The following is a 23,734-nucleotide window of genomic DNA, read 5'->3' on the forward strand; positions in this document are numbered from 1 at the left end:
GCGAGTAGGTGGGGGAGGAGCGCGTCCGTATAGCTGGGAATTTGGACCGACCCACACGTCGAAAGGAGCCTACCGACCACCGGGATTGCCCGGCTACGGCCTGCCGACCCCGTGATGTACTTAAGCACGGGTCGTGGAATGTGAAGTGTGGCCGAACTCCGTCGTACCGTCATAACAAAGCTTGATCTACCCGAAGGGGCCGACGAGTCGCTTAGCGGCACCATCGATCAATTCAAGCATTGCACGAACACCGCATCCGAGTGGTGTTGGCACGGCGACGACGGATACCACGTTACCTCGAAGGCGAAGGCCGAACGTGCGTTGTACGCGGACCTGAAAGCCGATACAGACCTGACGGCGAACCTCGTCCAGAAGGGCATCCGCCGGGCCGTCGAAGCGGTCAAGTCCGGCGTTGAACGGCTCAAAGACGGCGAACGAACGTCCCGACCAACGTTCCGAAAACCGTCAGTCGTGTACGACAAGCGTTCTGCTACGTTCAACGAGCACCACGCAACCCTTTCGACGGTAGACGGTCGTATCCGCGTGGACTACGTTCTCCCCGGCGATCCAGAGGGTACGCCGCACGGACGCTACCTGTTGAACGACGACTACGAACCGCGCATGGCGACGTTACAGTACGACGCCGACGCGGACGAGTGGTTCCTGCACATCAGCCTTCGAAACTACGACGGCGACGGTGAACCCGAGTCTGATTCTTCGACCGAGCACACTACTGTCCTCGGCGTTGACCTCGGTATCGACACGATCGCCGCGACTTCGACCGGAAAGATGTGGTCCGGCGGCTACCTGAACCACCGCCGGGAACAGTACGAACAGGTCCGTGGATCGCTACAACAACGTGGTACGCAGTCCGCTCACCGCACGATAGAGTCCATCGGAAAACGCGAAACCCGGTGGGCCGACGACTACCTGCACTGTATCTCGAAAGCACTCGTCCAAGAGGCCGACGCCTACGACTGTGACGCTATCGCCTTCGAGGAGCTAACGCACATCCGCGACCGGATGCCCGGTGCAAAGAAATTCCACGCCTGGGCGTTCCGCCGCCTCTACGAGTACACCGAGTACAAGACAGAGGAGTACGGCATCGACGTAGTACAGATCAATCCGGCCTACACCTCTCAACGGTGCTCGAAGTGCGGAACGACGCTCGAAAAGAATCGTCCGAACGGCGACCACCGATTCGAGTGTCAGAAGTGTGGGTACGCGGTCCATGCGGACTACAACGCATCGAAAAATATCGCAATGAAGCACGTCCGTCGACGGCAGAAGTCCATCGGCGGACGGCCACGAGTCAACGTGGCCTTGAAGTCAGGGACATTGAACGCGAACGGACGTTATTCGTCCACCGTCGCATAGGCGCGACGGATAGAGCCGGAGTCCACTGACAAGCCCCTCCCTCAAACGAGGCCGACAGGCCGAGTTAGGGATGGGTAGTTGACTCTACCGCTTCCCGCGACGCTCACCGGGCACGGGGGCGCTTCGGTACTACTCAGTCCACCGCCGGGCGCGCTATTCGGCCTCGCCCGTCGGGGCACGGAGTTCCGCCTCGAATGCCGCCTCGATCCGTTCGAGGACCCGCTCCCAGACGCGTTGTTTCGAGAAGACGTGGCTCTCGTTGGGGTAGTACTCGAACTCGAAGTCGGCACCGAGCTCGAGGAGTTCCTCGACCACGACGTCGAGCTGTTCGACGTTGACGTAGCGGTCGGCGGTGCCGTGGAAGCTGTAGAGCGGCACCTCGTAGTCCTCCATGTGAGTTACCGGACTCACCGCTTCCCACGCCTCGGGTGACTCCCAGCGGGTGCCGCCGAGCGTCGACGGCAGGCTCGACTCGGCTGGTGGGTACTTCGTCTCGGTGGCCCACTCCTCGTAGACGAACCGGTCGGCGACCCCCGCGAGGTTGACGCCGAGGTCGAACGCGTCGGGTGTGGTTCCGAGCACCCGGAGGGCCGCGAACCCGCCGTAGGAGAGCCCCCAGATCGCCACCGCGTCCGGGTCGACGTGGTCGAGACCCTTCAGGTACTCCGCGGCGGCCACGACGTCGACGTCGACCTCGGCACCGGGGTCGGCGGCGATGCCCTGACGGAACGCCTTGCCGTAGCCGATGCCGCCGCGGTAGTTGACCAGGAGGCCGACGTAGCCCCGGTGGGCGAGGTACTGGTGGACGGTGTAGGCGAGGCCGTAGGCCCGGTCCGGATGCCAGCCGTGGCGCATCTGGCGCATCGGACCGCCGTGGACCCACACCACCGCCGGGAGGTCGGTCGCGTCGCCGTCGACGGCGTCGGTCCCGCGCGGGTCGACCACGAACGCCGGCACCTCGACCCCGTCGTCGGTCTCCAGCACCACTCGCTCGGGTTCGATCGGGTCGGCCGGCCACTCCCCGACGGCCGACTCGGTGACCCGCACCCCCGTCGAACCGGGGTCGGCCCCGAGGTCGCGGACGCGGAGCTCCGGCGAGCACTCGGTGTCGGCGTGGACGTACGCGAGGCGCTCGCCGTCCGGCGAGGGGGCGGGGTGGACGCTGGTGCCCGGCGTCTCGACGAGCGGGCGTACCTCCCCGGTGTCGAGGTCGAGACCGTAGACTCCGCGCTGTTCGGGCGCGAGGCGGTTCGAGGAGAAGACCAGCTCGCCGTCGCCGAGCCAGCGCGGCGTCGAGTCGGCCAGCCCCCTGTCCTCGAACTCGCCGCTCGTGACCTGTTCGGATCCGTCCTCGTCGACGACGTGGAGGTGGTCCCAGCCGTCGAGCGGCAGCGGGACGGCGAAGCGGTCGCCGGCGGGCGAGACGGCGGGTGCGCCGCGGGAGACGATCCCGAGTTCGGGCTCCTCCTCCCGGACGAGGACGGACTCGGTGCCCTCGTGGGGGTCGACGAGGACGAGTTCGCGACGGGTGGCGTGGTCGGCGAGGCGGTCGAGGACGAGCCGGTCCCCCGAGAGCCACGCCGGGGAACGATCGGACGCGGGCGTGTCGGTCCGATAGCACAGGTCGCCCGTCCCGACGTCGACCACGCCGACCTGTTTGGTGTCGTGATCGACGAATCGGTAGGCGAGTAGCGAGTCGTCGTCCGACCAGGCGAACATGCGTTCCTCGGCGAGGTACGGCCCGCGTTCCGGGACGTCGAACGCCCTCGCCGCGCCCGTCTCGACGTCGACCACCCACGGCACCCCATCGCGGTAGCACGCGATCCGATCGCCGTCGTTCGACCACGCGTGCCCGGCCTCCGCGGCCTCGACGAGCGTCCGGACGGTCTCCGCCGCGGGGCCGACCAGCAGGGTTCGATCGTCGTCGGTGGCGACCAGACACTCCCGCCCCCCGGGTCGCCAGGCGAACGCGCTCACGTGAGCCTCCTCCGGGCGGTACCGCCACAGGGGACTCCCGTCCGCGGCCGCGAACTGGAGCGCCCGGCCGTCGTCCTCGTACACCGTCGCCGCGAGGTAGTCGCCGTCGTCCGACCACGACGGTGGTCCCGGATACGTCACGTCGAGTACGTCACCGATCGAGAGCGCTGTCACGACACGCCGGTATGGAACCCCGCGCTATAACTCTGTGTTCACTGGTGACAGACGCCAGGGGAGGAAAACGTATACTCCGCCGGCCGGGCGAGGTGGACGCGTGAACACCGTTTTACTGGAAGAGCTGACGTGGACGGAGGTCGAGGCGGCCGTCGAGGACGGCGTTCGGACGGCCATCGTCCCCGTGGGATCGACCGAACAGCACGGCCCTCACCTGCCGCTGGGGACCGACGCGTACATCGGTGAGGCCATCGCCGAGCGGGTCGCCGAACGGCTGGGTGACGCGCTGGTCGCCCCCTGTATCCGCCCCGGCGTGTCGGGTCACCACATGGATTTCCCCGGAACCGTCTCCATCGATGCCGGCGTGCTCATGGATCTGCTCTCCGGCTACGCCGAGTCGCTGGAGCGACACGGCTTCGAGTACGTCGTCTTCCTCCCCTCCCACGGGGGGAACTTCGCCCCTGTCGAGACGGCAGCGCCGGAGATCGCCCGCGAGTGTGAGTCGATCGACGTAATCACGCTCGCGGATCTCGACCGGCTCATGGAGCTGATGAACGAGGGACTGGAGGCGGGCGGTATCGACTACGAGGAGCCGGTGGTCCACGCCGGTGCGAACGAGACCAGCATCATCCTCGCGGTCCGCGAGGCGCTCGTCAGGACGGAGGAGCGCGAACGCGGTTACGAGGGGAGCCTCCCGGTGCCGGCGCTGTTGAGCAAGGGATTCCGGTACTTCACCGAGAGTGGCGTGCTCGGCGACGCCCGTCAGTCGAGCGCGGAGGCGGGCGAAGCGATCCTCGAGAACGTGGCCGGGGCGTACGCGGACGAGGTGCGGGAGGCGCGGGCGACCTTAGAGTGATCCGAGCAGCTTCGCCTCCGCCTTCCGGAGGTGTTCGAGTACCGTGGTCTTCGAGAGGCCGAGGTCGGTCGCGAGATCGTCCGCGGAGACGTCCCGGGGCCAGGCGTAGTAGCCCTCGCGCTGGGCGAGTCTGAACACCTCGCGCTGTCGCTCCGAGAGTCGGGCCGTCGGCGTGGTGCGGTTCGTCCGCGCGTCGGGGGACTTCATCCCCTCGACCGAGATCTCGGCGCTCGTCTCCCTCCGGATCTCGTCCAGATGGTCCCGAATCGTCGACCGGTCCTCGGCGATGACGGTCGTCCAGTACTCCTCCCCACCGTGGATACGGATCGGCTCCTCGGGGACGAAGCCACGCTCCACGAAGGCGTCGTGGATGCTGTTGGCGGTCCGGTACTCGACGAGCAGTTCCTCGGTCGTGTTCCCGGCGGCGGTGTTCCTCCCGGCTCCCGGGCTGGCGTACTCGTGGAGCCGGTACACCGTGTCCGTCAGCGAGGTGTCCGTGATCGCCGCGATCAGGTCCTCGATGTCGGCCCTCGAGTCCGCGTAGGTGGTACACCTGGCCCTCGTGATCCCATCGGTGTGGTAGACCCCGCGCACGACGAGCCCGGCGTCGACTCGCGCCGTCGTCTCCAGTGTCCAGCAGTCCGGATGCCAGATACGTAGCGCCAGCTGTGAGGTCCGCGTCGGGGCCGACCCCCCGTCGATGGTCGACTGGGACATGAGGGGAAGTTCAGGAGTGGTGGATAAGTACGTACTGCTACCCCTCAATGTTGGTCGATCGTCGCTATCGGCAGAGGTTGTTCGAATCTCCCCCTTTCGAACTTCCGTTCTTCTCCCCTCCTCCCGTCGAATACGTCGAAACGACGTCGCGTCCGCTCTCCGGGTCGTCTTCCCGGACCACAGCGCCGGTAGAGCGGCGTCGGAACGTGGAGATACGGTGAGCGGGCGCGTCCGTCCCATTCGGTCGGTCGGGACGTACCGGAACCGGGTACGACCGACGCGAGCGACAGCCCCTTGAGTGCTCCCGCCGTCCGTGGCAGTATGGAACGACGCGGCCGCGGAGCCGGTGCGCCGGCGCTTCGGCGTCACGCCGACCGCGTCGTGTCCGAACTCCTCGCCGAGTACGGCCGCGCCGACTGCATCCGTCGCCGCTGGCCGTGCGAGCCGGACACCTACGACCGGCTCCGGGAGACGTACGGGTCGGTGGGGGTCGTCGGCGGGGCCGGTGCGCTAGTCACCGACGCGGACGGTCGCGTCCTCCTGATCCGATACGGCGGTGATGGGGAGTGGTCCGACCCGGGGACGGAGCGTCGACCCGGCGAGTCGCTGTCGTCGTGTGCCGCGAGGGCCGTCCGCGAGGACGCGGGCGTGACGTGCGTCGTCGAGGACCTCGCACAGATCCACCTCCTCTACGCGGACGACGGGACGGGTCGACCGCCCGTCCCGCGACCCTTCGCCCTGTTCACCGCCAGTCACGAATCCGGCGAGGCCCGACCCGTCGGTTCCGACGTCGAGGCGGTGCAGTGGTGGTCCACGTTCCCCGAGGACCTGCGGTACGAGGAGCTCCGCGAGCTGTAGTAGCGTCTGGAAGTCCCTCCTCACGGACGGGGAACGTCCGTCCGGAGTGCGTTATCGGTTCCGGACGCTACTATAGGACCGCCGTAGCGACCACACCGAAGGGGCCGGCGGTCGTCGCACATCGGCGAACCGAGGGTGACTGTGGACTCCTACTCGTCGAGGTCTGACGGGACCGCCCTCCGTGTGTCCACCCCCTCGACGTTCGGCGAGGGGCGGGGTCGCCGTCGCCACCCGCGCCGGGTTCCGGTTCGGCCGAGGGGAGGCGGAGGACGACGACGTTACCCCGCGGTTCGTTCGGCTCCCAGGCTACCTCGCCGCCCGACTCGGAGACGATCCAGTTGACCAGCCAGAGGCCCAACCCGCCGGCGTCCTCCAGCCGTGCGGCCTCGTCGCCGACGAGCACCCGTCTGTCGGGCTCGGGAATACGTGGGCCGTCGTCGGCGACCCGGACCGTCACGTACGACCGTTCGCCCTCGGTCTCCCGGCCGACGGACACCCCGACGTACGGGTCGTCGCTGTCGTTGTGTTCGACGGCGTTCTCCACCAGGTTGTCGACCACCGAGTGGACGAGGTCCATGGCGTAGACGTCCTCCGAGGTCGGGAGGTCGGTCTCGAACGTCACCGACGGGTGAGCGCGTCGCGCGCCGTCGACCTGTTCCTCGATCACGGGGACGAGGTCGACGCGGGAGAGGGGGACGGAGCCGGACTCGAGGGCCAGCTCCACGTCCCGTACCCGCCCGAGGAGGTCGGCCATCTCGGCGGCCCGTTCGGCGATCACCTCGGCGTACTCGCCGTTGCCGGGATTCGCGGCGAGCAGCTCCGCGTAGCCCTCGACGACCGCGATGTCGTTGTTCAGGTCGTGGCGGAGCACGCGGTTGAGGACGGCGATGTGATGCTCGCGGCGGCGGCGCTCGGTCACGTCGTGGAGGACGACCAGCCGTCCCACCGACCGGCCGTGGTTCCCCCGGAGCGTAGAGACGCGGACCTCGAAGTGACGCGGGGGGTCACCCGTCGTGAACTCCCGGTTCGGGCGATCGGTCTCGTCGACGATCGCGGCGAGTTCGGGTGCGGCCGAGTCGAGCGCCGTACCGACGACGTCCTCGTCGTCGTCGAAACGGAGGACCGCTCTCGCCCGGGGATTCACGTCGACGATCCGCCCCTCGCCGTTGAGGACCACGACCGACTCGGACATCCGCTCGACGAGTTCGCCGCGGGCGACCGCCCGGGCAGCCGGGTGGACGTCGAGCAGCCGGTACCGCCGGAACCCGGCACCCAGCGCGAGCGCCGAGACGACGAACCCGAGCGGCGTGGCGTCGAGTGTCGTCCCCCCGATCCGGAGGAGGTACGCCAGGTTGGACAGGAACGGGGCGGCGACGCCCACGACCAGGAGCGCGGTCTGTCGCCGGAAGAGGCGAGCGTCGAGCGGAACGGACCGGAGCAGCAGGACCGTCCCGACGCCGAGGAGTACGTAACTGTACGTCGACCAGAGCCAGAACGCGGGCCCGTACTCGACGGCCAGGAGGACGCCTGGACCGCCGTACGCGAGCGACGTCGACGCCCAGAAGAGGTCGCTCGCCCCGCTCGTCCAGGGCAGTGCCGCCGCGAGCACGGCGGGCGACGCCAGTGCCCCCACCGTCGACGGCCGAAGGTGGTGTCCGTGACCGGTGTACGCGAGCGCGAACGCGAACCAGGAGACCGGGACGACGACGATCCCCAGGTACGCGAGCCGGGCGAACAGGAGCGTTCCGGCGAGGGTCGTGCTCGACAGCTCGAGCCCGTAGAGCAGCGACCACCACGCCGCCCCCAGCGCGAGTGTCAGCAGGGCCACGGTCCCCGGCTGGCGCTCCGAGCGCCACATCGCCGCCGCGAACGTCACGGCGACGACGGCGGCCGCGAAGGTGAGCGCCGCGTACGGCGTCACCTGCCAGCCGGGGGCCGTCGCCCCGATCCCGGCGACCAGCGGCTCCGGGACCGACGCCGGGAGCCCCGCCGCGAGGACGTCGGAGAGGACTTCCGAGCGGTCGGCGGCAGGAGTCATTCCTCATACGACGTCCCGCTCGAATATCACCTTTTGCCGTGGCCGTGGCTGGTACGCGAGAAACAGCCCTACCGATGCTGGATGGGTCGTCAGGGTACGCGATCGTCGGAAACGAGAGACCGCTACGCGTGTGAAGGTCGGGTCGTCTCAGATCTCCGTCTCGAAGTCCTCGAGCGCGTAGCCGGGCTCGGCCCCGCGGGCGTCGAGGGTCTCGTTGGCGAGCAGCCAGTACACCACGGAGAGGGCCTTGCGACCCTTGTTGTTCGTCGGGACGACCAGGTCGACGTTCGACGTGGTGTTGTTCGAGTCACACATCGCGATGACCGGGATGCCCACGGTGATGGCCTCCTTGACGGCCTGGGAGTCGCCGATGGGGTCGGTGACGACCACCACGTCGGGCTCGATGTAGCCGTCGTACTTGGGGTTCGTCAGCGTCCCCGGGATGAACCGCCCAGTACGAGCACGGGCACCGACGGCGTCGGCGAACTTCTCCGCGGGGAACCGGCCGTACTGGCGCGAGGAGGCGATCAGTATCTGCTCGGGCGCGTAGTTCGCGAGGAACGACGCGGCAGTGCGGATACGCTCGTCGGTCTTCGAGACGTCGAGGACGTAGAGCCCGTCGGTCCGGACGCGGTGGATGAACCGCTCCATGTCCTTGGTCTTCTGCTGGGTCCCGATGTGGACCCCGGCGGCGAGGTAGTCCTCGACCGGGATGAGGAGGTCGACCTCCTCGTCGGGCATGACGTCCTCGTCGAGGACGGCCGGCTCCTCCTCGGGCTCTGCGGCCTCGGGCTCCGCGTCGGTCGCGGCGTCGGTTTCGGGTTCGGCCTCGGCCTTCTCGGCCTCGGCGGGCGGTTCGGTCTCTGTGGGTGCCTCTTCCTCGGCCGTCTCGGGCTCGTCCTCGGGGACGTCCTCGCGTTCGGCCGCGTCGAGACCCTCTTCGTTGTCGCTCATGCTGATTCCTCGATCCTGATGAGTTCGTTCAGTTTCGCGGTTCGCTCGCCGCCGACCGCGCCCGTCTTGACGAACGGCGCGGCGGTCGCCACGGCGAGGTGTGAGATGGTGTCGTCGGTCGTCTCCCCGCTCCGGTGGGAGATGACGGGCGCGTAGCCGTGCTCGGTCGCGAGCTCGACGGCGTCGAACGCCTCCGAGAGGGTACCGATCTGGTTGGGCTTGACCAGGATGCTGTTCGCGGCACCCCGGTCGATCCCCCGCTCGAGCCGCTCGACGTTCGTGACGAACAGGTCGTCGCCACAGATCAGCGTCCCCTCGCCCACGCGGTCGGTGAGCTCGGCGAAGCCGTCGAAGTCGTCCTCGTCCAGCGGGTCCTCCACGTAGACGAGGTCGTAGTCGTCGACGAGCCCCGCCACGTAGTCGATCTGTTCGGCGGGCGTCCGTTCGGTGTCCGAGTACTCGTAGACGGCGCGGTCGGGGTCGAACAGCTCCGCGGCGGCGACGTCGAGCCCGATACCGATCTCGAAGCCGACGTCGTCCTCGACCCGCTCGACCGCCTCCTCGACGACCTCGAACGCCTCCGCGTCGTCGATCGAGGGGGCCCACGCGCCCTCGTCGCCCTTGCCCGCCGCGATCCCGCGGTCGGCGAGGACGTCGCCCACCTCGCCGTGGACCTGCGCGTTGGCGAACACCGCCTCGGTCACCGAGGGCGCGCCGACGGGCGCGGCGAGGAACTCCTGGATGTCGGTCGCGTCGGCCGCGTGCTCGCCGCCACCGACGACGTTCCCCAGGGGCGTGGGGAACTCGTTGCCCCGGAACGCGCCCCCCAGATGCTGGTAGAGGGGCGCGCCGAGCACGTCCGCGCCGGCCCGGGCGGCGGCCATGCTGATGGCGACCGCGGAGTTCGCGCCGATCTCCGAGAAGTCCTCGGTGCCGTCGGCGGCACGGAGCGCCGCGTCGACGCCTCGCTGGTCGCCGGCGTACACCTGCCCCTCCAGACGAGGGACGGCGAGTTCGCGGGCCCTGGCGATGGCCTCGCCGGCCGGTCGTTCGATGGCCTCGTACTCACCAGTAGAAGCGCCCGAGGGGGCGGCCCCGCGTCCGAACCCGCCCGACTCGGTGCTGACCTCCGCCTCCACCGTGGGGTTCCCCCGGGAGTCGAGGATCCGCCGCAGGCGGACCTCGGTGACGAGCGTCACTCGCGCTCACCCCGTGAGCGCGAGGACGTCCGGTTCTTCCCCCGGCGGACGGTGAACGGCAGGACGCCGGCGTCGTACTCCTCGGCGGCGATGAGGATCGGCTCGGTCTGTCCGGTCTCGGTCAGCACCGGCGCGCCGTAGGACACCTGCAGCGCTCGCGCCCCGATGATGCGGGCCTTCTCGTACCGGTTGTGCTGCTGGTTCTGTTCGCCGCTCATTGGTAGGGGGAGACCACGTCGACGAGGTCCTCGTGTGAGATGAGCATCCGTCGACAGCAGTGCCGCTCGACGCCCAGCTCGTCCAGTACCTCGGCGGGGTCCTCCTCGCCCTCGCGGGCGCGGGTCTTGAACTCCTCCCAGTGGCCGCCGACCACGTTGCCGCACGTGAAACAGCGGACGGGTACCATCATGGCGCGATCACCGGTAGGACTTCTGGTAGCGCGCGCGGGCTCCGGGTCCGCCCCACTTCTTGGACTCGGTCTGCCGGACGTCGTTGACCAGCAGCGAGCGGTCGAAGCTCATGAACGCGTCCCGGAGCTCGGCGTCGTTGGTGTGTTCGACCAGCCCGCGGGCGATGGCCGTCCGGACGGCGTCGGCCTGCCCGGAGAACCCGCCGCCCTGCACCGTGACGTCGACGTCGACGGACTCGCGCAGCTCGTCGGGCGCGATGCGGAACGGCTCCATCATCTTCAGCCGCGCGAGTTCGGGCTCGACGAGCTCGACCGGACGGCCGTCTATGCGGACACGACCGCCGCCCTCGCGCACCGTGGCGCGGGCGACGGCCGTCTTCTTCTTGCCTGAGGTGTTGGTTACCATGTGACGTTCGCCCCGAGACCTTCGCTAACCTCGCCCAGGGTGAGGAACTTGATGTTCGAGAGCCGGTCCAGCGACGTCCCCTCGAGTACCTCGGCGTCGTCGTAGGGATTGCCGACGTAGCAGCGGACGTTCTCGAACGCCTCGCGCCCGCGTGGCTTCTTGTAGGGGAGCATCCCGCGGATCGACCGCTTGAAGATGCGGTCCGGTCGCTTGGGGTAGTACGGCCCACGGTCGGAGCCGACCTCCGTCCGCTTGCGGAACTTCGCCATGACGTCGTCCTCGTTGCCGGTGATGACGGCGCGCTCGGCGTTGACGACCGCGACGCGGTCGCCGGCGAGCGCGCGTTCGGCTACCTGCGAGGCGACGCGACCGAGGATGCAGTCGCGGGCGTCGACGACGAGGTCTGCCTCGAACTCGGCGACGCTCATCGGATCACCCGGACGCCCGAGCCCTCGCGGTTCTGTTCGAGTGCCTGTTCTAGCGTGATGGCCTCGCCGACGGCCTCGACCTTCTGCCGAGCCGTGCCGGAGAAGTCGACGGCCGCGACGGTGACGCCCTTGCGGAGCGCCCCGGAGCCGAGCACCTTGCCCGGCACCACGACCGTCTCGTCCTCGCGTGCGTACCGCTCGATACGGCCGAGGTTGACCTCCGCGTGGGTGCGCCGGGGCTTCTCGAGCCGTTCGGCGACGTCACCCCACACGGCACCGCCGCCGTTCCGACTCGCTGCCTTCAGATCGGCGACGAGATCGGCGAGACGTGGGTTCGTCTTGCTACTCATTGCTGTTGCTGTGTGTCGTTGTAGTTAGAGGATCGGAGTGCAGGGAGCAGGATTTGAACCGCCGAGGGACGCTCCGCGTCCCCCGAGGCTCGAACCTCTCCGTGCGCAGTTTCACAGCTCTCCCGTGCGGTCGAGCCGAGAAATGCAGGGAGCAGGATTTGAACCTGCGGACCCCTATGGGACGGCGCCCTGAACGCCGCGCCGTTGGCCTGACTTGGCTATCCCTGCGTGCACTCCGTCGTTCAGTTCGGCCCGTCTTACCCCTTTCGATCCGACACTCGCCGACACGGCGACGGGTGGCGTCGCTGGCGGCCGGGCGGGCGTCGGTCGGGAGGCCGGCGTCGGCCTCCGTTCGGGTGTGACGGGTGGTCATTGCGTCGGTAGTTCAGTCTACAGCTGGACGGCCCGCTCCAGTTCGTCGGCGCGGTCGTACAGCGTGTTCACGGCCCGGACGACGAGGTCGGAGACGTCCATCGACCCGTCGGTCTCGACGTGGAAGACGAACGCGTCGGGGACGTCGTGGACCTCGACCTCCTTGCCGGGGTAGCGCTTCGAGAGGTCGCTGTCGAACTCGTCGGTGGGTATCAGCTGGCCGTCCTCCTCGATGATCCCGCGGAGGATGTTCGGTTCGTCGGCCTCGTGTTCCGGCCGGTCACCGACGACCTCCACGCGCTGGAGGTGGCGGTAGCCGACGGCCACGCCACCCTGGTGTTTGGCGTGGTCCTTCCCGCGGCCCACCACGGCCTCGGCCTCGAGTTCGAGGCGCTGGCCGTCCTTCAGTTCGATAATGGGGATGTTCCCGTCGGCCGGCTCGACCATCGGCTCGGAGGTGACGATGTCGCCGGAGTAGGCCGTCTCCGGGCCCGTCACGTCGAGCGCGAGGGTGATCGACTCGCCCTCGCGGAGCTCGTCCTCGGGGGTCGTCAGCGGGACGAGGCCGAGGCGGTGGGCGATCTGCTCGTCGAACATCACCGAGGAGTTCTCGATCATCCGGACCGTGTCGATCGAGATCGTCGGGACGTCCGCGACGATCGCCCGGCGGACCCCGTTTGCGAACGCGGGGGTGACCCCGCGGACGAGGAACCGGGCCTTCCGGTCGGAGCGGTCGATGAACTCAACCTCGAACGCCTCGCTCATCTCAGAACCCCTTGTTCTTCGGCGCTCGGGTGCCGTCGTGCGGGATCGGCGTGACGTCCTCGATGCGGCCGATCTCCAGGCCGGCGCGGGCGAGCGCCCTGATCGTGGCCTGTGCGCCCGGCCCGGGGTTCTTCTGCTGGTTGCCGCCGGGGCCGCGCACGCGGACGTGCAGGCCCTCGATGCCGGCGGCCTTGACCTCCTCGGCGACCGTCTCGGCCATCTGCATGGCCGCGTACGGCGAGGCCTCGTCCCGGTTCTGCTTGACCACCGTCCCGCCGGAGGACTTCGCGATGGTCTCCGCGCCCGTGAGGTCCGTCACGGTGATGATCGTGTTGTTGAACGACGCGTGGACGTGTGCGACGCCCCAGCGGTCCTCGGGGGCGTTCCCCTCGGCGCTCATTGCTGACCCTCCGCGCGCTCGGGGTGGAGTTCGTCCGTGAGCGGGCTGTTCTCGTCGAACGCGAGGCTGTCCTCCTCGGCCACCTCGACCGTGTAGGAGGGACGGGTGACCCGCGCGCCGTCGACGGTCACGTGTCCGTGGACGATGAACTGGCGGGCCTGTGCGGTCGTGTTCGCGAGCCCCTTCCGGTAGGCCACCGTCTGGAGCCGCCGTTCGAGCACGTCCGTCACGTCCAGCCCCAGCACGTTGTCCAGGCCATCACCCTCGTCGAGGATGCCCAGCCGGATGAGCCGCGCGAGGAACTGCTCGGTCTCCTGTCGGACGAGTTCGTCCGTCGCGACCTGCCCGAGCAGTCGTCGCGCCTCGCGGCGGTAGTCGCGGAGCTCGGACTCCGCGCGCCAGAGCTCCTCCTTGTTCTTCAGCCCGTACCGCCCGACCAGATCACCCTCCGCGGCGATCCGTTCGCCCTGGAAGGGGTGGTTCGGGGTCTCGTAGAGCTTCGTGTTGCTTCCAAGTGGCATTACTCAGCCTCCGCCTCGTCCTCCTCGGCCTGTTCCTTGATCGCCTCGACGTTCACGCCGATGGTCCCCTCGGAGCGACCCGTGGACTTCGTCCGCTGACCGCGGACCTTCTGTCCGCGCTTGTGACGGACGCCCTTGTAGGAGTCGATCATCTGCATCCGGTTGATGTCCTGTCGGCGGGACATCTCGAGTTCGTTCCCGGTCTCGTGGGTCACCTCGCCGGTGAAGAAGTCGCTGCGGTGGTTGGTCATCCAGTCGGGTACGTCGTCCGCGTACCCCTCGACGCCCGCGACGATGTCGTCGATGGTGTCGTCGTCGAGCTTGCCGAAGACCGCACGGCGGTCCACGCCGGCCTTCTCGGCGATGAGACGGGCGGCCCGGTGGCCGATCCCGTTCATGTCGGTCAGCGCGCGCTCGACGCTCTTGGTGCCGTCGAGGTCGGTCTGACCGATACGGACGAAGTATCGGATGTCCTCCTCTTCCTCCTGTTCGTCTCCCTCTGGTTCTTCTGCACTCATGTCTCGTGTGTCAGCGTCGTGGCGGGGATTCGAACCCCGGAGGCTTGACGCCACTGAGTTAGCAACCCAGCGCCTTGGGCCAGGCTTGGCTACCACGACACGCGGTCTCGGTATCGTCGCCCTCTCGGACTCGGGACGCCGCGTCCCTGCATTCAACGCAGGCGCAACGAGTCCGGCGGCGCACTTAAGGACACCGGATACGCCCCGGCGTGCGAGCGTCTCGCTCACCTGCGCGGACGGTCGCTCGGATCCCCGAAGAGGGCACTCCTGCGACCGGTATCGGGGCGTGTCCTCGCGGCGCGAGCCGGGACGAACCGGGGCCCGAGCATTTGCAGGCCGCGTGGATAACCGGCTTCCGGGTCAAACGCAGACGCCATGTTTGGACTACTCTCGAACGGTGAGAGGTCGGGCGGTCGCTCGTTCGTCACCTCGCCGCTGTTCCGTCTGGGCCGCGCGCTGTTCGGCGGGGTCCTCGCGTTCACGGCGATCGACAACCTCCGGAGCCTCGACCAGCGGACCGAGTACGCCGAGGCGAAGGGGGCACCGGTCCCCGAACTGTCGGTCCCCGGCGCGAGCGCGGGGCTCCTGCTCGGGGGCCTCGGGGTGCTGCTCTGGCGCGTTCCCGCACTGGCCGCGGCGGCGGTCGCCGGCTTCCTCGCCGGCACCACGCCCGTGATGCACGACTTCTGGAACCTCGACGACGAGGAGCGAAAACAGCAGGAGACCACCCACTTCCTGAAGAACACCGCGCTGTTCGGTGCGGCGCTGGCGTTCCTCCGGTTCGGTCGGCGGGACGGGCGGTAACGCCGTCGAAACCCAGTCAGCCCCGGTCGCGCTCCAGGGTTCCCCGCTCCTTGATCCGCATGACGTTCCGCACGCTGACGTAGATGTCCTCGGGGGTCGTCTCCTCGTCGGGGTCGTAGAGGTCCGACACCCGGTAGAGGAACGCCGCGACGTGCTCGCTCTCCGAGCTCTCCCCCCGTACTTCGTCGGCGATCTCGCGGAGGAACGCCATCCGTTCGGGATCCGGGCTCGGCTCCGCGTCGTCCCCGCTCATCGCCGTCCGCCTCCCCCGTCGGACACCCGACGCCGGTGGACGATCCCCTGCATGTCCGCCGTCTCGCGGACGAACTCGCGGAACGCCTCGCCCGTCTCGCCCTCCTCCAGGACGATCGGCGCACCCGAGTCCCCGCCCTCCCTGACCCTGGGGTCGAGCGGGAGCTCACCCAAAAATGGCATCCGGTTCTCCTCGGCGAAATCGCGGCCGCCGCCCTTCCCGAACAGGTCGTGTTCCTCCCCGCAGTTCGGACACCGGAACCCGGACATGTTCTCGACGATCCCCAACACTGGGGTGTCGTGCTTGCCGAACATCCGGAGGCCCTTCCGGGCGTCGTCGACCGCGACCTCCTGGGGCGTCGTCACGACCACCGCACCGGAGATGGGGACCGACTGGAGCATCGTCAACTGGGTGTCGCCCGTCCCCGGGGGCAGGTCGACGACCATGTAGTCGAGCGCCCCCCACTCGACGTCCTCCCAGAGCTGCGTCAGGACCTTGTGGACCATCGGTCCACGCCAGATGACGGGGTCGTCCTCGCCCACCAGAAACGCCATGCTCATGAGTTTCATCCCGTGTTTGACCGGGGGCCGCATCCGCTCGTCCTCGGTGACGGTCGGTCCCTGATCGGCCGCGAGCATCCGGGGGACGTTCGGCCCGTAGATGTCGGCGTCGAACAGACCAACGCGCGCGCCCATCTGCGAGAGCCCGGCGGCGAGGTTCACCGCCACCGTCGACTTGCCGACGCCGCCCTTCCCCGACGCGACGGCGACGAGGTTCTTCACGTCCGGGAGGACGTCCTCCTCGGGTGGGAGACCGCGGTCGACGCTCGCGGTGAGTTCGACCTCCAGCCCCTCGTCGGCCAGGAGCGAACGGACCTCCTCGGCGATGTCCGTCTCGGTGGGGGAGTACGGCGCGCCGAGCGCGAGGTCGACGCGCACGGTTCCCCCCGAGACGTCCACGTCGTTCACCAGACCGAGCGAGACGATGTCTCCCTCCAGAGCCGGGTCCTCGACCGACGAGAGCAGGTCGACGACGTCGTTCTCGTCCATGCCCGCGGTAGCCCGAGCGACTCGAAAAGGGTTGTGACACCCGCCCGCTCGCCAGCACCCGCTCCCCGGCTAAAATATATTTTAGCTAACATATATTCGTCCGAGCGCCCTACCCGACGCCGATGAACGGACAGCACGACCCGCTCGCCGACGCGGCGGGCGGGGCACCGACGTACAGCACCGGTACGACGACGGTCGGCGTCGTCGCCGAGGAGGGAGTGATCCTCGCCACCGACCGGCGGGCGAGCCTGGGCGGCCGGTTCGTCTCGAACAAGCGCACCGTGAAGATCGAACGGGTCCACCCGACGGCCGCGATCACCCTCTCGGGGTCCGTCGGGGGCGCGCAGGCGTACGCCAGACAGTTGCGAGCGCAGACGCGGCTCTACGGGACCCGGCGGGGCGAGCCCATGGGGATGGACGCGCTGGCTACCGCCGCGGGGAACACCCTCCGCGGGCTCCCCGTGAGTCCGCTGCTCGGTGGCACGGACGAGGAGGGCCCGCGGCTGTTCCAGCTCGACGCCGCCGGCGGCGTCCTCGAGGACCGGTACGCCGCCACGGGCTCCGGGACGCAGGTCGCCATCGGGGCCGTCGAGGGTCGGTACGACCCGGAGATGGGGACCGACGCGGCCGCCGCGCTCGCCGCGGACGCCGTCGCCGCGGCCAGCGAGCGCGACACCGCCTCGGGCAACGGGATCGCGCTCGCCCGCATCACCGTCGAGGGGGTCGACCTCCGGGAATACGACGACGCCGACGCGGTCGCGGCGGAGGTGGCGTGATGCAGGGGAACCAGCAGCAGGCCTACGACCGCGGGAGTACCATCTTCTCGCCGGACGGGAGACTGTACCAGGTCGAGTACGCCCGCGAGGCCGTGAAGCGCGGCTCGCCGACCGTCGGCGTCCGAACCCCCGAGGGGATCGCGCTCGCCGCCGCCGGGCGGACCCGCTCGTCGCTCCAGGTCCCCGAGAGCGTCGAGAAGATACACGAGGCCGACGCGCACGTCGGCATCGCCACCGCGGGCCACGCCGCCGACGGCCGGCGACTGGTCGACGTCGCCCGGCGCGAGGCGCAGGTCGAGCGGCTCCGCTACGATCAGCCGGTCGGCGTCGAGACCCTCACCAAGACCGTCACCGATCACGTCCAGGAACGCACCCAGACCGGCGGCGCTCGGCCGTACGGCGCGGCGCTGCTCGTGGGCGGCGTCGACGGCGGCCCCGGTGGCACTCCTCGATTATTCGAGACCGACCCCTCGGGGACGCCGTACGAGTGGCGGGCGGTCGCCATCGGCGGCGACTCGGGCGAGATACGCGACTACCTCGAAGCCGAGTTCGACGCCGATCTCTCGCTCGACGAGGGCGTCGATCTCGCGCTCTCGGCGCTGGCCGAGTCGGGAGACGGGGGGCTCGATCCCCGGAGTACGAGCGCGGCGACGGTCCCCGTCGAGACCGGCGAGTACGAGCGGACGAGCGTCGGGACGATTCGCGAGCGGGTCGAGGCGCTTGGCCTCGACGCCGCGAGTTGAATCCTCGCTCGCTTCGCGCCCCTACGCGTTGGTGTAGACGACGATCCGGGTGAGGTGCTCCTCCTCGTCGTCGAACTCGAAGACGTCGCAGAACGCCGTGTCGATCGACTCGCCCTCGTGCTCGCCGGTCACCCGTCCCTCGGCGGCCGACCCGTTCGCGGCGTGCATCCGGGTCTCCACGTCGTGGACGGTTCCCCCGAACGGGCGTAGCTCCTCGAAGTACCGGCGGACGCCGTCGGGCCCGTGGAGCGGCTCTATCCCCACGGACTTGTACGTCACGCCCGGTGCGAGGTACGGCTCGACCAGCGAGAACTCCTCCTCGTCCAGCGCGCTGAAGTAGGCGTCTATCAGTTCGTCCCGTCGCTCGGTGTCCATACCACCCCTCTCCCGTCGACTCACATAAGGATACCCGGGCGGGGACGGGTCGCTGTCGACACCACCCCGCCGGCCTCAGGCCGTCGCCGATCCCGGCCCGGTCTCGGCGTCGCCGGTCGCCGTCTCCTCCCCCGTAGCCGTCTCGGGCTCGGCGTCCCGGCCGGCTTCCGCGTCGGCCATGGGTACCGTCTCGACCGTCCCGGACGCGTCGTCGTCACCGCCCGCGCGGTCCGTGTGGACGACCGAGAGGTCCCGTCCGAGGTAGAGCGCGAGCGTCTCGTCGTCGAGCGTGGCCGAGACGCGGACGGCGAGCGGGTCCGTCGAGACCACCCGCTCGCGCCACTCGGGACCCACGTTCCAGATCGGGCGCTCCCGGAGGTCGACCCCGTGGTCGTGGAAGAACGACACCACGGCCGGGTGTGAGAGCGCGGTGAGCGTCACGGGACAGCCGAGCGCGTACCCGCAGGACGAACAGTCGAGGCTCGCGAGCGCCCGGGGCGGTGCCCCCTGTGTGTCGCTGTCGTCCGTCCCGCCCTCGTCGTCCGCGCCGCCCTCCTCGCCCGTCAGGTCGACGCGACCCTCGACCCGTCCGCCGCACTCCGGGCAGTTCCCGTCGGCCATCAGCCCGATGCGGTGGCGGTGGTGCCGGTCGAACGCTTCCGGGAGGGCGTCGGCGTCGTGGCTCCTGAACCCACCGGGAGGAAACGGCAGCGCGAGCAGTTCGCGGTCGCAGGCCCCGCAGCCGACCGTCGCGACGTTGTCGGTCACGCGGAGCGAGAGATCCGTCCCCTCACAGAGCGGGCATGGCTCGTCCAGTTCCACGGGTTCGCGGTCCACGCTGTCGGTGTAGGTCCCGGCGGCGAGCCCGCGGCCGACCTGCAGGCCCGCGTAGGTGAGTTCGTACGTCTCGTCGTCGCGCTTGCGGAGGTACGGGCCGACGAGCTGTCGAAGGTGGTAGGCGAATCCCGCCGTCGTGGACTCCTCGGTGGCCTCGAACAGCGCCGAGAACGTCCGCGTCGTCGGCCGGAGGGTGCCCTCGTCGGTCTCGAACATCGCCCGGAGGACGGCGACCCGTGTCTCGTTGCCGAGCGGCTTGAACGCGTCACTGGCCGTCTCGGGTCCCACGTAACCGTCGCCGGCTTCGTTCACGGTCCCGCTAGCCGATGGGAGTGCATAAGCCTCCCGCCCCTAGCCCTCCTCAGCCGCGTCACGACGCTGACGTAACCGCTAGAAGTTACATCTCCCCCGCCGTCCCCCACGAGGTTAAGTCCCTTCGCGGGCTCCTTCCAGGTAATGCTGGAGGACGAGTTCGGTCGAGAGGTCACCGGGGTCCGTATCTCCCTGACCGACCGGTGTAACTTCGACTGCGTCTACTGTCACAACGAGGGGCTCGGGGACACGCGGGGGCCGATGGACCCCCGGGACAACGAGATGTCGACCGACGACGTCGTCCGGTTCCTGGAGGTCTGCGAGGAGTTCGGCGTCCGGAAGGCGAAGTTCACCGGCGGCGAGCCGATGCTCCGGGACGACCTGGAGGAGATCATCCGCCGTACGCCGGACTCCATCGAGACCTCGCTCACCACGAACGGGACATTCCTCCCCGGCCGGGCGGAGGCGCTCGTCGATGCCGGCCTCGAGCGCGTGAACGTCTCGCAGGACGCGCTCGATCCCGAGGCGTTCCGCGAGGTCACCAAGTCCGGAGCCTACGACGACGTGATCGAGGGCGTCCTCGCGGCGGTCGACGCCGGGCTCGACCCCGTGAAGCTCAACATGGTCGTCTTCGAGGCCACCGCGGGGTACGTCCCCGAGATGGTCGAGCACGTCGCCGAGAACGACGGCCTCCAGCTCCAGCTCATCGAGTACATGCCCGAACTCGCCGGCCGACCGGAGTGGGCCGTCGACATCGAGCGGGTCCACGGCTGGCTCTCCGATCAGGCCGACCGGATCGAGAACCGCGAGATGCACCACCGCACCCGGTACTGGGTGGACGGCGGGATGGTCGAGATCGTCGATCCCGTCGAGAACCCGGAGTTCTGCGCCAACTGTCACCGGGTGCGGGTGACCCACGAGGGCTACCTGAAGGGCTGTCTCAACCGGAACGACGACCTCAAGCCGATGGGCGAGATGACCAGGCCCGAGATCCGCGAGGCGTTCCGCGAGACCGTCGCCGACCGCGTCCCGTACTACGGCGAGTACATGGTGAAGAACGACGACGGCGAGTGGGTCGTCAACGAGGAGTACCTCTCGACACCCGCCCCCGCCGGCGACTGATTGCGCGTCCCGCCGCGCCTCGACCCTCCACTCTCACCCCCCGACCCTGCCTTCCACGACGTCGATGACCTACGGCTTCGGGAGCGGGTTCTCCATCCCCGTGGTCACGATCCGGTCCATCGCCCCCGTCCAGAGTTCGTCCGCCCGGTTGCTCTCGCCGCGCGCGGCCGCCGTCGCCGCCTCTATCTGCGTGGTGTACGCCTCCCGGAGCGGCCCGCAGCGCCGGCGGATGGGGAGCGCGTAGGCCTGGAACGCCTGTGCGCCGTCGGCCTTCGCCCGCGCCAGCCGCCGGTGGGCCTCTCCCACCCGCTCGGCGGCCGATCCGAACTGCTCTCTCGCTCTGTCGTGTTCGCCCGCGTCCATCTCGTCGATACCGGCCTCGTCGAGACGGACGGCCTCGGCGAACGCACCGAACCCCCTCGCGACGTCGGCCCAGGGGCCGGCGACGCCGGAGAGGACGGTCCCGTCGCGATACCACGCCCTCGGAACGAGCCGCGGGATCGAGACCTCGCCGGCGTCCCGGACCGGGACGGCCGCCTCTGCGACCGCCTCCCCGTGGTCCTCCCACGCGGCGATGGCCGCCGCCGCGCGGTCGGCCCGCTCGCTCGCGTCGGCCCACTCCGCTCCGTAGCCGTAACGCTCGAAGCGCCACTCCGCGCGGAAGGCCCGCCGGACCGATGCGTAGAGCGCTACCCCCTCGCGGGCGAGGTCGAGCGCCGCACGGAGCCCACGAGCCTCGGTGTCCTCCTCCGCCGTCCCGATCCGGTCGAGCGCGGTCGTCGCCGCGGACAGTTCCTCGCGGACGCGCTCGTGGTCCGACGCCCGAAACCGGTCCGCCGAGACGTGGATGTTCTCCGGGCCGACCGGCCGCATCTCCCGGAGTTCGTCGAACGCGACCGCGAGGTGCTCGCGCGCCGATTCGGTAGCCGTCCCGGTCGCGTCGCCCCCGGTATCCTCGACTCCCGCGGCCGCGCCGGTGGTAAGCGACGGGGAGGGGGTGTCGGTCGCCGCCATCGTTTCCGGCCGAGCGGTCGACGTGGGTGTCGCGCGATCATCGCTTCGGTCGCGTCCGTCGTGCCCGCGGGTGCTACACCCTCCGAGCGTCGCGACGGCCGCACCGACGAGCAGCTCCCTGCGTCTCATATGTGCCCGACGATGCGTCCGCCCTGCGGACTGTGCCGGGACCGCCCGTCGGCGTCCGATCCCCCGCTATCCCCTCCGGTCCCGCCCGAGCTATGCGTCCCGCCGCCGTCGTTGTCGTCGTCCCTGTCGTTCACGTCGCTCACCTCTCGGTCCGACCCCGACTCACTGCCGGAGTCGGTGTCACCGTCGTCGTGTCCCCCGCGATCCGTATCCGACGTCTCCGATCCGCCCGACTGCTCCGCCCCGCCACTATCCGAATCCCCCGCGCCGGATACGCGACGGGAGTACTCCGCGACCCTGTCGTGCCGGTTCTCCGCGTCGATCGACGTCCCGGCGAAGGCCCCTTCGACGGTCCGGGCGGTCGCCTCCGGTTTGGAGGCGAGTCCACCTCCACCTCCGTCGGGACGGCCGTCGCCGGGGATCGTGTGCTTGAACGCTTCGGCCGCGTCGGCGTGCGGATCGACGTTCACCGTGTCGCCCTCCGTGCGGTATCGCTGGTCCCAGTCGGCGGCGTTCACCGCACCGTCACCATTGAGGTCGTCCTCGACGGTCCGGCCGTTCAGCGTGAACGCCTCGACGTTGTCGACGCTCGCCCACCGGGCGGAGGTGTGGCTCCGGACGGGGTCGTCGCTGAACCCGTAGGTGTCGGCCTCGTCGTGTGGCGACTCCGCCGCGGTGCCGTAGTCGGTGCTCGTATCGTTCGCCCTGAGCCCCCGCAGGCGGGACTCGGTCGTCCGCCGCCAGTGGAGGTCGATCTTCTCGTTCCGCCTGAACTCCTCGATGTGCGAGGCCGCCACGTTCAGCGAGACCACCTCACCGTTCTCGCGGACACACCGGGGCGAGTAGGGGTGCCGTCCGTCGCGGTGTCGATCCTTCGTGAAGTAGCACGTCACGTCCGTGGTGTCGACGCCGACCTCCGTCCGGTTCCAGCCGATGCCGGTGAGGGTTATGGAGTCGGTGACCGACGCTCCGTCCTCGTCGGTGACGGTCACCCGGACGGTCCGACTGGAGCCGTCGGTCGGCACCGTCACCCGGCGGCCGGGCGACCACGAGGTCGAGACGACGCGACCGTCGGGGTCGTCGGCGTCGGCCGAGAGCGTCAGGCGCTGGCCCGGGGAGATCGATCCCGGATCGACGATCTCGACGTCCGGGCGCTCGTTGTCGACCGGTTCGACGATCACCTCGAGTTCGGCCCCGGCCGACCGGCCGCGGGCCCCTTCGACGGCGACCCGGGTGGTGTACGCCCCGCCGGTCTCGAACACGAGCGTGTGGCTCCGCCCCGTGTCGCCGCCCTCCCAGTCGTAGGTCCGCTCGCCCGTCAGCCCGCTGGTCCGTGCGGTGTAGGTGTAGCTCCGCTCGGCCTCCACGACCGTCGGCCCCTCGATACCGACCGCGGGTCCGGGGACTGCGGCGTCCTGGGGGGTCACACACCCACCGGACGAGCCGGCCGTATCCGAACAGGCGGCCAGGGACGTCCCCCCGCCAGTGTCCGTGCCGCCCCCACCGGAGGTCGATCCCGAGGGGCCCGAACCGCCCGTGTCCGGACCGGTCGTCCCGTCGCCTCCGTCGCCGGGTTCGACGACGACGTACATCGTATCGGTCCCGGTGTTCCCGTCGCCGTCGGTGACGGTCAGGGTGACCTCGTACCGGCCGACGGCCACCGCCCGGAACGAACTGCGCGCCGCGCGCGGATCGGACGGTGTGACCTCCCATCCGTCCGGCGTGCGTACCCGCCACTCGTGGGCGACGACCCGCCCGTCCGGGTCGTACGACCCCGCGGCGTCGAGCCTGACCGTCTCGCCCTCCAGTACCTGCTGGTCGAGTCCGGCCTCGGCCAGCGGCGCGCCCCCGCCGGCCCCGTGTACGGGACCGACCGCGAGCAGCGCCGACAGGACCGTCGCGCCGAGGAGGACCGCGATACCCCGCCACCGAACCCCCGTCGAGTGCCCCACCACTCGGGACGGGCTTTCTTCGTTCTCGTTGATAAATATACGGCCAGTT

The 23,734-nt window shown here is 69.5% G+C and carries 26 protein-coding genes, 2 tRNA genes and 1 pseudogene; 7 read left to right on the forward strand and 22 right to left on the reverse strand.

The features are described from left to right. The first annotated feature begins 147 nt into the window (after positions 1 to 147). Positions 148 to 1,377, forward strand: coding sequence for an RNA-guided endonuclease InsQ/TnpB family protein (locus WDJ58_RS14910; RefSeq protein WP_338914058.1), 1,230 nt, complete (start codon positions 148 to 150; stop codon positions 1,375 to 1,377). Between the two features lie 153 nt (positions 1,378 to 1,530). On the opposite strand, the gene WDJ58_RS14915 is transcribed toward WDJ58_RS14910, so the two are convergent. Further along, positions 1,531 to 3,528: a prolyl oligopeptidase family serine peptidase gene (locus WDJ58_RS14915; RefSeq protein ID WP_338914059.1), complete on the reverse strand. Its 1,998-nt coding sequence runs from the start codon at positions 3,526 to 3,528 to the stop codon at positions 1,531 to 1,533. Between the two features lie 100 nt (positions 3,529 to 3,628). Here WDJ58_RS14915 and WDJ58_RS14920 point away from each other — a divergent pair, with 100 nt between their 5' ends. Beyond that, positions 3,629 to 4,384, forward strand: coding sequence for a creatininase family protein (locus WDJ58_RS14920; protein WP_338914060.1), 756 nt, complete (start codon positions 3,629 to 3,631; stop codon positions 4,382 to 4,384). Here the strand turns inward: WDJ58_RS14920 and WDJ58_RS14925 are convergent. Continuing rightward, the gene (locus WDJ58_RS14925) at positions 4,376 to 5,101 is read right to left on the reverse strand and encodes a helix-turn-helix domain-containing protein (protein WP_338914061.1); all 726 of its coding nucleotides are present in this window, start codon (positions 5,099 to 5,101) and stop codon (positions 4,376 to 4,378) included. The two genes, WDJ58_RS14920 and WDJ58_RS14925, sit on opposite strands and share 9 nt — an antisense overlap. Before the next feature lie 321 nt (positions 5,102 to 5,422). Between WDJ58_RS14925 and WDJ58_RS14930 the strand changes: the two genes are divergently transcribed. Beyond that, complete coding sequence (locus WDJ58_RS14930; protein ID WP_338914062.1) at positions 5,423 to 5,959, forward strand: NUDIX domain-containing protein; 537 nt, start codon at positions 5,423 to 5,425, stop codon at positions 5,957 to 5,959. Positions 5,960 to 6,029: 70 nt separating this feature from the next. Here WDJ58_RS14930 and WDJ58_RS14935 read toward each other — a convergent pair whose 3' ends face one another. From WDJ58_RS14935 to WDJ58_RS15000, 14 genes are all read right to left on the reverse strand, one after another. Then, entirely contained in the window at positions 6,030 to 7,997 is a 1,968-nt protein-coding gene (locus WDJ58_RS14935) for a histidine kinase N-terminal 7TM domain-containing protein (protein WP_338914063.1), read from the reverse strand. A gap of 147 nt (positions 7,998 to 8,144) precedes the next feature. After that, positions 8,145 to 8,951 (reverse strand): 30S ribosomal protein S2, encoded by an 807-nt coding sequence (rpsB, locus tag WDJ58_RS14940; RefSeq protein ID WP_338914064.1) that lies wholly within the window; start codon positions 8,949 to 8,951, stop codon positions 8,145 to 8,147. Next, positions 8,948 to 10,150 (reverse strand): phosphopyruvate hydratase, encoded by a 1,203-nt coding sequence (gene eno / locus WDJ58_RS14945; RefSeq protein ID WP_338914065.1) that lies wholly within the window; start codon positions 10,148 to 10,150, stop codon positions 8,948 to 8,950. The genes rpsB and eno overlap by 4 nt, the downstream gene beginning before the upstream one ends. After that, positions 10,147 to 10,368, reverse strand: a complete 222-nt coding sequence (locus tag WDJ58_RS14950; RefSeq protein ID WP_338914066.1) for a DNA-directed RNA polymerase subunit K — start codon at positions 10,366 to 10,368, stop codon at positions 10,147 to 10,149. Before WDJ58_RS14950 ends, eno begins: the two co-directional genes overlap by 4 nt. Then, complete coding sequence (locus WDJ58_RS14955) at positions 10,365 to 10,559, reverse strand: DNA-directed RNA polymerase subunit N (RefSeq protein WP_338914067.1); 195 nt, start codon at positions 10,557 to 10,559, stop codon at positions 10,365 to 10,367. Before WDJ58_RS14955 ends, WDJ58_RS14950 begins: the two co-directional genes overlap by 4 nt. 7 nt (positions 10,560 to 10,566) lie before the next feature. Then, the gene (locus tag WDJ58_RS14960) at positions 10,567 to 10,965 is read right to left on the reverse strand and encodes a 30S ribosomal protein S9 (RefSeq protein ID WP_338914068.1); all 399 of its coding nucleotides are present in this window, start codon (positions 10,963 to 10,965) and stop codon (positions 10,567 to 10,569) included. Next, positions 10,959 to 11,393, reverse strand: a complete 435-nt coding sequence (locus tag WDJ58_RS14965; protein ID WP_338914069.1) for a 50S ribosomal protein L13 — start codon at positions 11,391 to 11,393, stop codon at positions 10,959 to 10,961. The genes WDJ58_RS14960 and WDJ58_RS14965 overlap by 7 nt, the downstream gene beginning before the upstream one ends. Next, on the reverse strand, positions 11,390 to 11,743 hold the full coding sequence (locus tag WDJ58_RS14970; RefSeq protein ID WP_338914070.1) for a 50S ribosomal protein L18e: 354 nt from the start codon (positions 11,741 to 11,743) through the stop codon (positions 11,390 to 11,392). Before WDJ58_RS14970 ends, WDJ58_RS14965 begins: the two co-directional genes overlap by 4 nt. 143 nt (positions 11,744 to 11,886) lie before the next feature. Further along, a tRNA-Leu gene (locus tag WDJ58_RS14975) sits at positions 11,887 to 11,971 on the reverse strand. Between the two features lie 162 nt (positions 11,972 to 12,133). After that, positions 12,134 to 12,880, reverse strand: coding sequence for a DNA-directed RNA polymerase subunit D (locus WDJ58_RS14980; protein ID WP_338914072.1), 747 nt, complete (start codon positions 12,878 to 12,880; stop codon positions 12,134 to 12,136). Position 12,881: 1 nt separating this feature from the next. Beyond that, positions 12,882 to 13,280 carry a 30S ribosomal protein S11 gene (locus WDJ58_RS14985; RefSeq protein ID WP_338914073.1) on the reverse strand — a complete coding sequence of 133 codons (399 nt, stop codon included), beginning with the start codon at positions 13,278 to 13,280 and terminating at the stop codon, positions 12,882 to 12,884. Then, entirely contained in the window at positions 13,277 to 13,801 is a 525-nt protein-coding gene (locus tag WDJ58_RS14990; RefSeq protein ID WP_338914074.1) for a 30S ribosomal protein S4, read from the reverse strand. Before WDJ58_RS14990 ends, WDJ58_RS14985 begins: the two co-directional genes overlap by 4 nt. Beyond that, the gene (locus tag WDJ58_RS14995) at positions 13,801 to 14,319 is read right to left on the reverse strand and encodes a 30S ribosomal protein S13 (RefSeq protein WP_338914075.1); all 519 of its coding nucleotides are present in this window, start codon (positions 14,317 to 14,319) and stop codon (positions 13,801 to 13,803) included. The genes WDJ58_RS14990 and WDJ58_RS14995 overlap by 1 nt, the downstream gene beginning before the upstream one ends. A 14-nt stretch (positions 14,320 to 14,333) precedes the next feature. Next, positions 14,334 to 14,418: transfer RNA gene (locus WDJ58_RS15000), tRNA-Ser, on the reverse strand. 276 nt (positions 14,419 to 14,694) lie between these two features. On the opposite strand from WDJ58_RS15000, the gene WDJ58_RS15005 reads away from it, so the two are divergent. Then, positions 14,695 to 15,123, forward strand: coding sequence for a DoxX family membrane protein (locus WDJ58_RS15005; RefSeq protein WP_338914076.1), 429 nt, complete (start codon positions 14,695 to 14,697; stop codon positions 15,121 to 15,123). Between the two features lie 16 nt (positions 15,124 to 15,139). On the opposite strand, the pseudogene WDJ58_RS15010 reads toward WDJ58_RS15005, so the two are convergent. After that, positions 15,140 to 15,364: pseudogene (locus WDJ58_RS15010) on the reverse strand (hypothetical protein); the annotation flags it as partial. A gap of 8 nt (positions 15,365 to 15,372) precedes the next feature. Further along, the gene (locus WDJ58_RS15015) at positions 15,373 to 16,425 is read right to left on the reverse strand and encodes an Mrp/NBP35 family ATP-binding protein (protein ID WP_338914078.1); all 1,053 of its coding nucleotides are present in this window, start codon (positions 16,423 to 16,425) and stop codon (positions 15,373 to 15,375) included. 122 nt (positions 16,426 to 16,547) lie between these two features. Between WDJ58_RS15015 and WDJ58_RS15020 the strand changes: the two genes are divergently transcribed. Next, positions 16,548 to 17,201 (forward strand): proteasome subunit beta, encoded by a 654-nt coding sequence (locus tag WDJ58_RS15020; protein ID WP_338914079.1) that lies wholly within the window; start codon positions 16,548 to 16,550, stop codon positions 17,199 to 17,201. Further along, positions 17,201 to 17,944, forward strand: a complete 744-nt coding sequence (locus tag WDJ58_RS15025; protein WP_338914080.1) for an archaeal proteasome endopeptidase complex subunit alpha — start codon at positions 17,201 to 17,203, stop codon at positions 17,942 to 17,944. The genes WDJ58_RS15020 and WDJ58_RS15025 overlap by 1 nt, the downstream gene beginning before the upstream one ends. Before the next feature lie 21 nt (positions 17,945 to 17,965). Here the strand turns inward: WDJ58_RS15025 and WDJ58_RS15030 are convergent, their stop codons facing one another. Further along, a complete protein-coding gene (locus WDJ58_RS15030; protein WP_338914081.1) occupies positions 17,966 to 18,319 on the reverse strand; it encodes a nuclear transport factor 2 family protein in 354 nt (117 codons plus the stop codon). A gap of 75 nt (positions 18,320 to 18,394) precedes the next feature. Next, entirely contained in the window at positions 18,395 to 19,468 is a 1,074-nt protein-coding gene (locus WDJ58_RS15035; protein WP_338914082.1) for a DUF7351 domain-containing protein, read from the reverse strand. 144 nt (positions 19,469 to 19,612) lie between these two features. On the opposite strand from WDJ58_RS15035, the gene moaA reads away from it, so the two are divergent. Then, entirely contained in the window at positions 19,613 to 20,590 is a 978-nt protein-coding gene (gene moaA / locus WDJ58_RS15040; protein WP_338914083.1) for a GTP 3',8-cyclase MoaA, read from the forward strand. 69 nt (positions 20,591 to 20,659) lie between these two features. On the opposite strand, the gene WDJ58_RS15045 is transcribed toward moaA, so the two are convergent. Then, positions 20,660 to 21,733: a hypothetical protein gene (locus WDJ58_RS15045; protein ID WP_338914084.1), complete on the reverse strand. Its 1,074-nt coding sequence runs from the start codon at positions 21,731 to 21,733 to the stop codon at positions 20,660 to 20,662. Continuing rightward, positions 21,730 to 23,688 (reverse strand): PKD domain-containing protein, encoded by a 1,959-nt coding sequence (locus WDJ58_RS15050; RefSeq protein ID WP_338914085.1) that lies wholly within the window; start codon positions 23,686 to 23,688, stop codon positions 21,730 to 21,732. The genes WDJ58_RS15045 and WDJ58_RS15050 overlap by 4 nt, the downstream gene beginning before the upstream one ends. Positions 23,689 to 23,734 lie beyond the last annotated feature (46 nt).

Origin of the sequence: Salinirubellus litoreus, assembly GCF_037335815.1 — an archaeon.
Lineage (GTDB): Archaea > Halobacteriota > Halobacteria > Halobacteriales > Haloarculaceae > Salinirubellus > Salinirubellus litoreus.

Bases quoted from the DNA above. Each gene is read 5' to 3' on its own strand.
- WDJ58_RS14925 (WP_338914061.1), bottom strand. From the start codon at position 5,101: ATGTCCCAGTCGACCATCGACGGGGGGTCGGCCCCGACGCGGACCTCA.
- WDJ58_RS14930 (WP_338914062.1), top strand. From the start codon at position 5,423: ATGGAACGACGCGGCCGCGGAGCCGGTGCGCCGGCGCTTCGGCGTCAC.
- WDJ58_RS14935 (WP_338914063.1), bottom strand. From the start codon at position 7,997: ATGACTCCTGCCGCCGACCGCTCGGAAGTCCTCTCCGACGTCCTCGCG.
- rpsB (WP_338914064.1), bottom strand. From the start codon at position 8,951: ATGAGCGACAACGAAGAGGGTCTCGACGCGGCCGAACGCGAGGACGTC.
- WDJ58_RS14950 (WP_338914066.1), bottom strand. From the start codon at position 10,368: ATGAGCGGCGAACAGAACCAGCAGCACAACCGGTACGAGAAGGCCCGC.
- WDJ58_RS14955 (WP_338914067.1), bottom strand. From the start codon at position 10,559: ATGATGGTACCCGTCCGCTGTTTCACGTGCGGCAACGTGGTCGGCGGC.
- WDJ58_RS14960 (WP_338914068.1), bottom strand. From the start codon at position 10,965: ATGGTAACCAACACCTCAGGCAAGAAGAAGACGGCCGTCGCCCGCGCC.
- WDJ58_RS14965 (WP_338914069.1), bottom strand. From the start codon at position 11,393: ATGAGCGTCGCCGAGTTCGAGGCAGACCTCGTCGTCGACGCCCGCGAC.
- WDJ58_RS14970 (WP_338914070.1), bottom strand. From the start codon at position 11,743: ATGAGTAGCAAGACGAACCCACGTCTCGCCGATCTCGTCGCCGATCTG.
- WDJ58_RS14980 (WP_338914072.1), bottom strand. From the start codon at position 12,880: ATGAGCGAGGCGTTCGAGGTTGAGTTCATCGACCGCTCCGACCGGAAG.
- WDJ58_RS14985 (WP_338914073.1), bottom strand. From the start codon at position 13,280: ATGAGCGCCGAGGGGAACGCCCCCGAGGACCGCTGGGGCGTCGCACAC.
- WDJ58_RS14990 (WP_338914074.1), bottom strand. From the start codon at position 13,801: ATGCCACTTGGAAGCAACACGAAGCTCTACGAGACCCCGAACCACCCC.
- WDJ58_RS14995 (WP_338914075.1), bottom strand. From the start codon at position 14,319: ATGAGTGCAGAAGAACCAGAGGGAGACGAACAGGAGGAAGAGGAGGAC.
- WDJ58_RS15005 (WP_338914076.1), top strand. From the start codon at position 14,695: ATGTTTGGACTACTCTCGAACGGTGAGAGGTCGGGCGGTCGCTCGTTC.
- WDJ58_RS15015 (WP_338914078.1), bottom strand. From the start codon at position 16,425: ATGGACGAGAACGACGTCGTCGACCTGCTCTCGTCGGTCGAGGACCCG.
- WDJ58_RS15020 (WP_338914079.1), top strand. From the start codon at position 16,548: ATGAACGGACAGCACGACCCGCTCGCCGACGCGGCGGGCGGGGCACCG.
- WDJ58_RS15025 (WP_338914080.1), top strand. From the start codon at position 17,201: ATGCAGGGGAACCAGCAGCAGGCCTACGACCGCGGGAGTACCATCTTC.
- WDJ58_RS15030 (WP_338914081.1), bottom strand. From the start codon at position 18,319: ATGGACACCGAGCGACGGGACGAACTGATAGACGCCTACTTCAGCGCG.
- moaA (WP_338914083.1), top strand. From the start codon at position 19,613: ATGCTGGAGGACGAGTTCGGTCGAGAGGTCACCGGGGTCCGTATCTCC.
- WDJ58_RS15045 (WP_338914084.1), bottom strand. From the start codon at position 21,733: ATGAGACGCAGGGAGCTGCTCGTCGGTGCGGCCGTCGCGACGCTCGGA.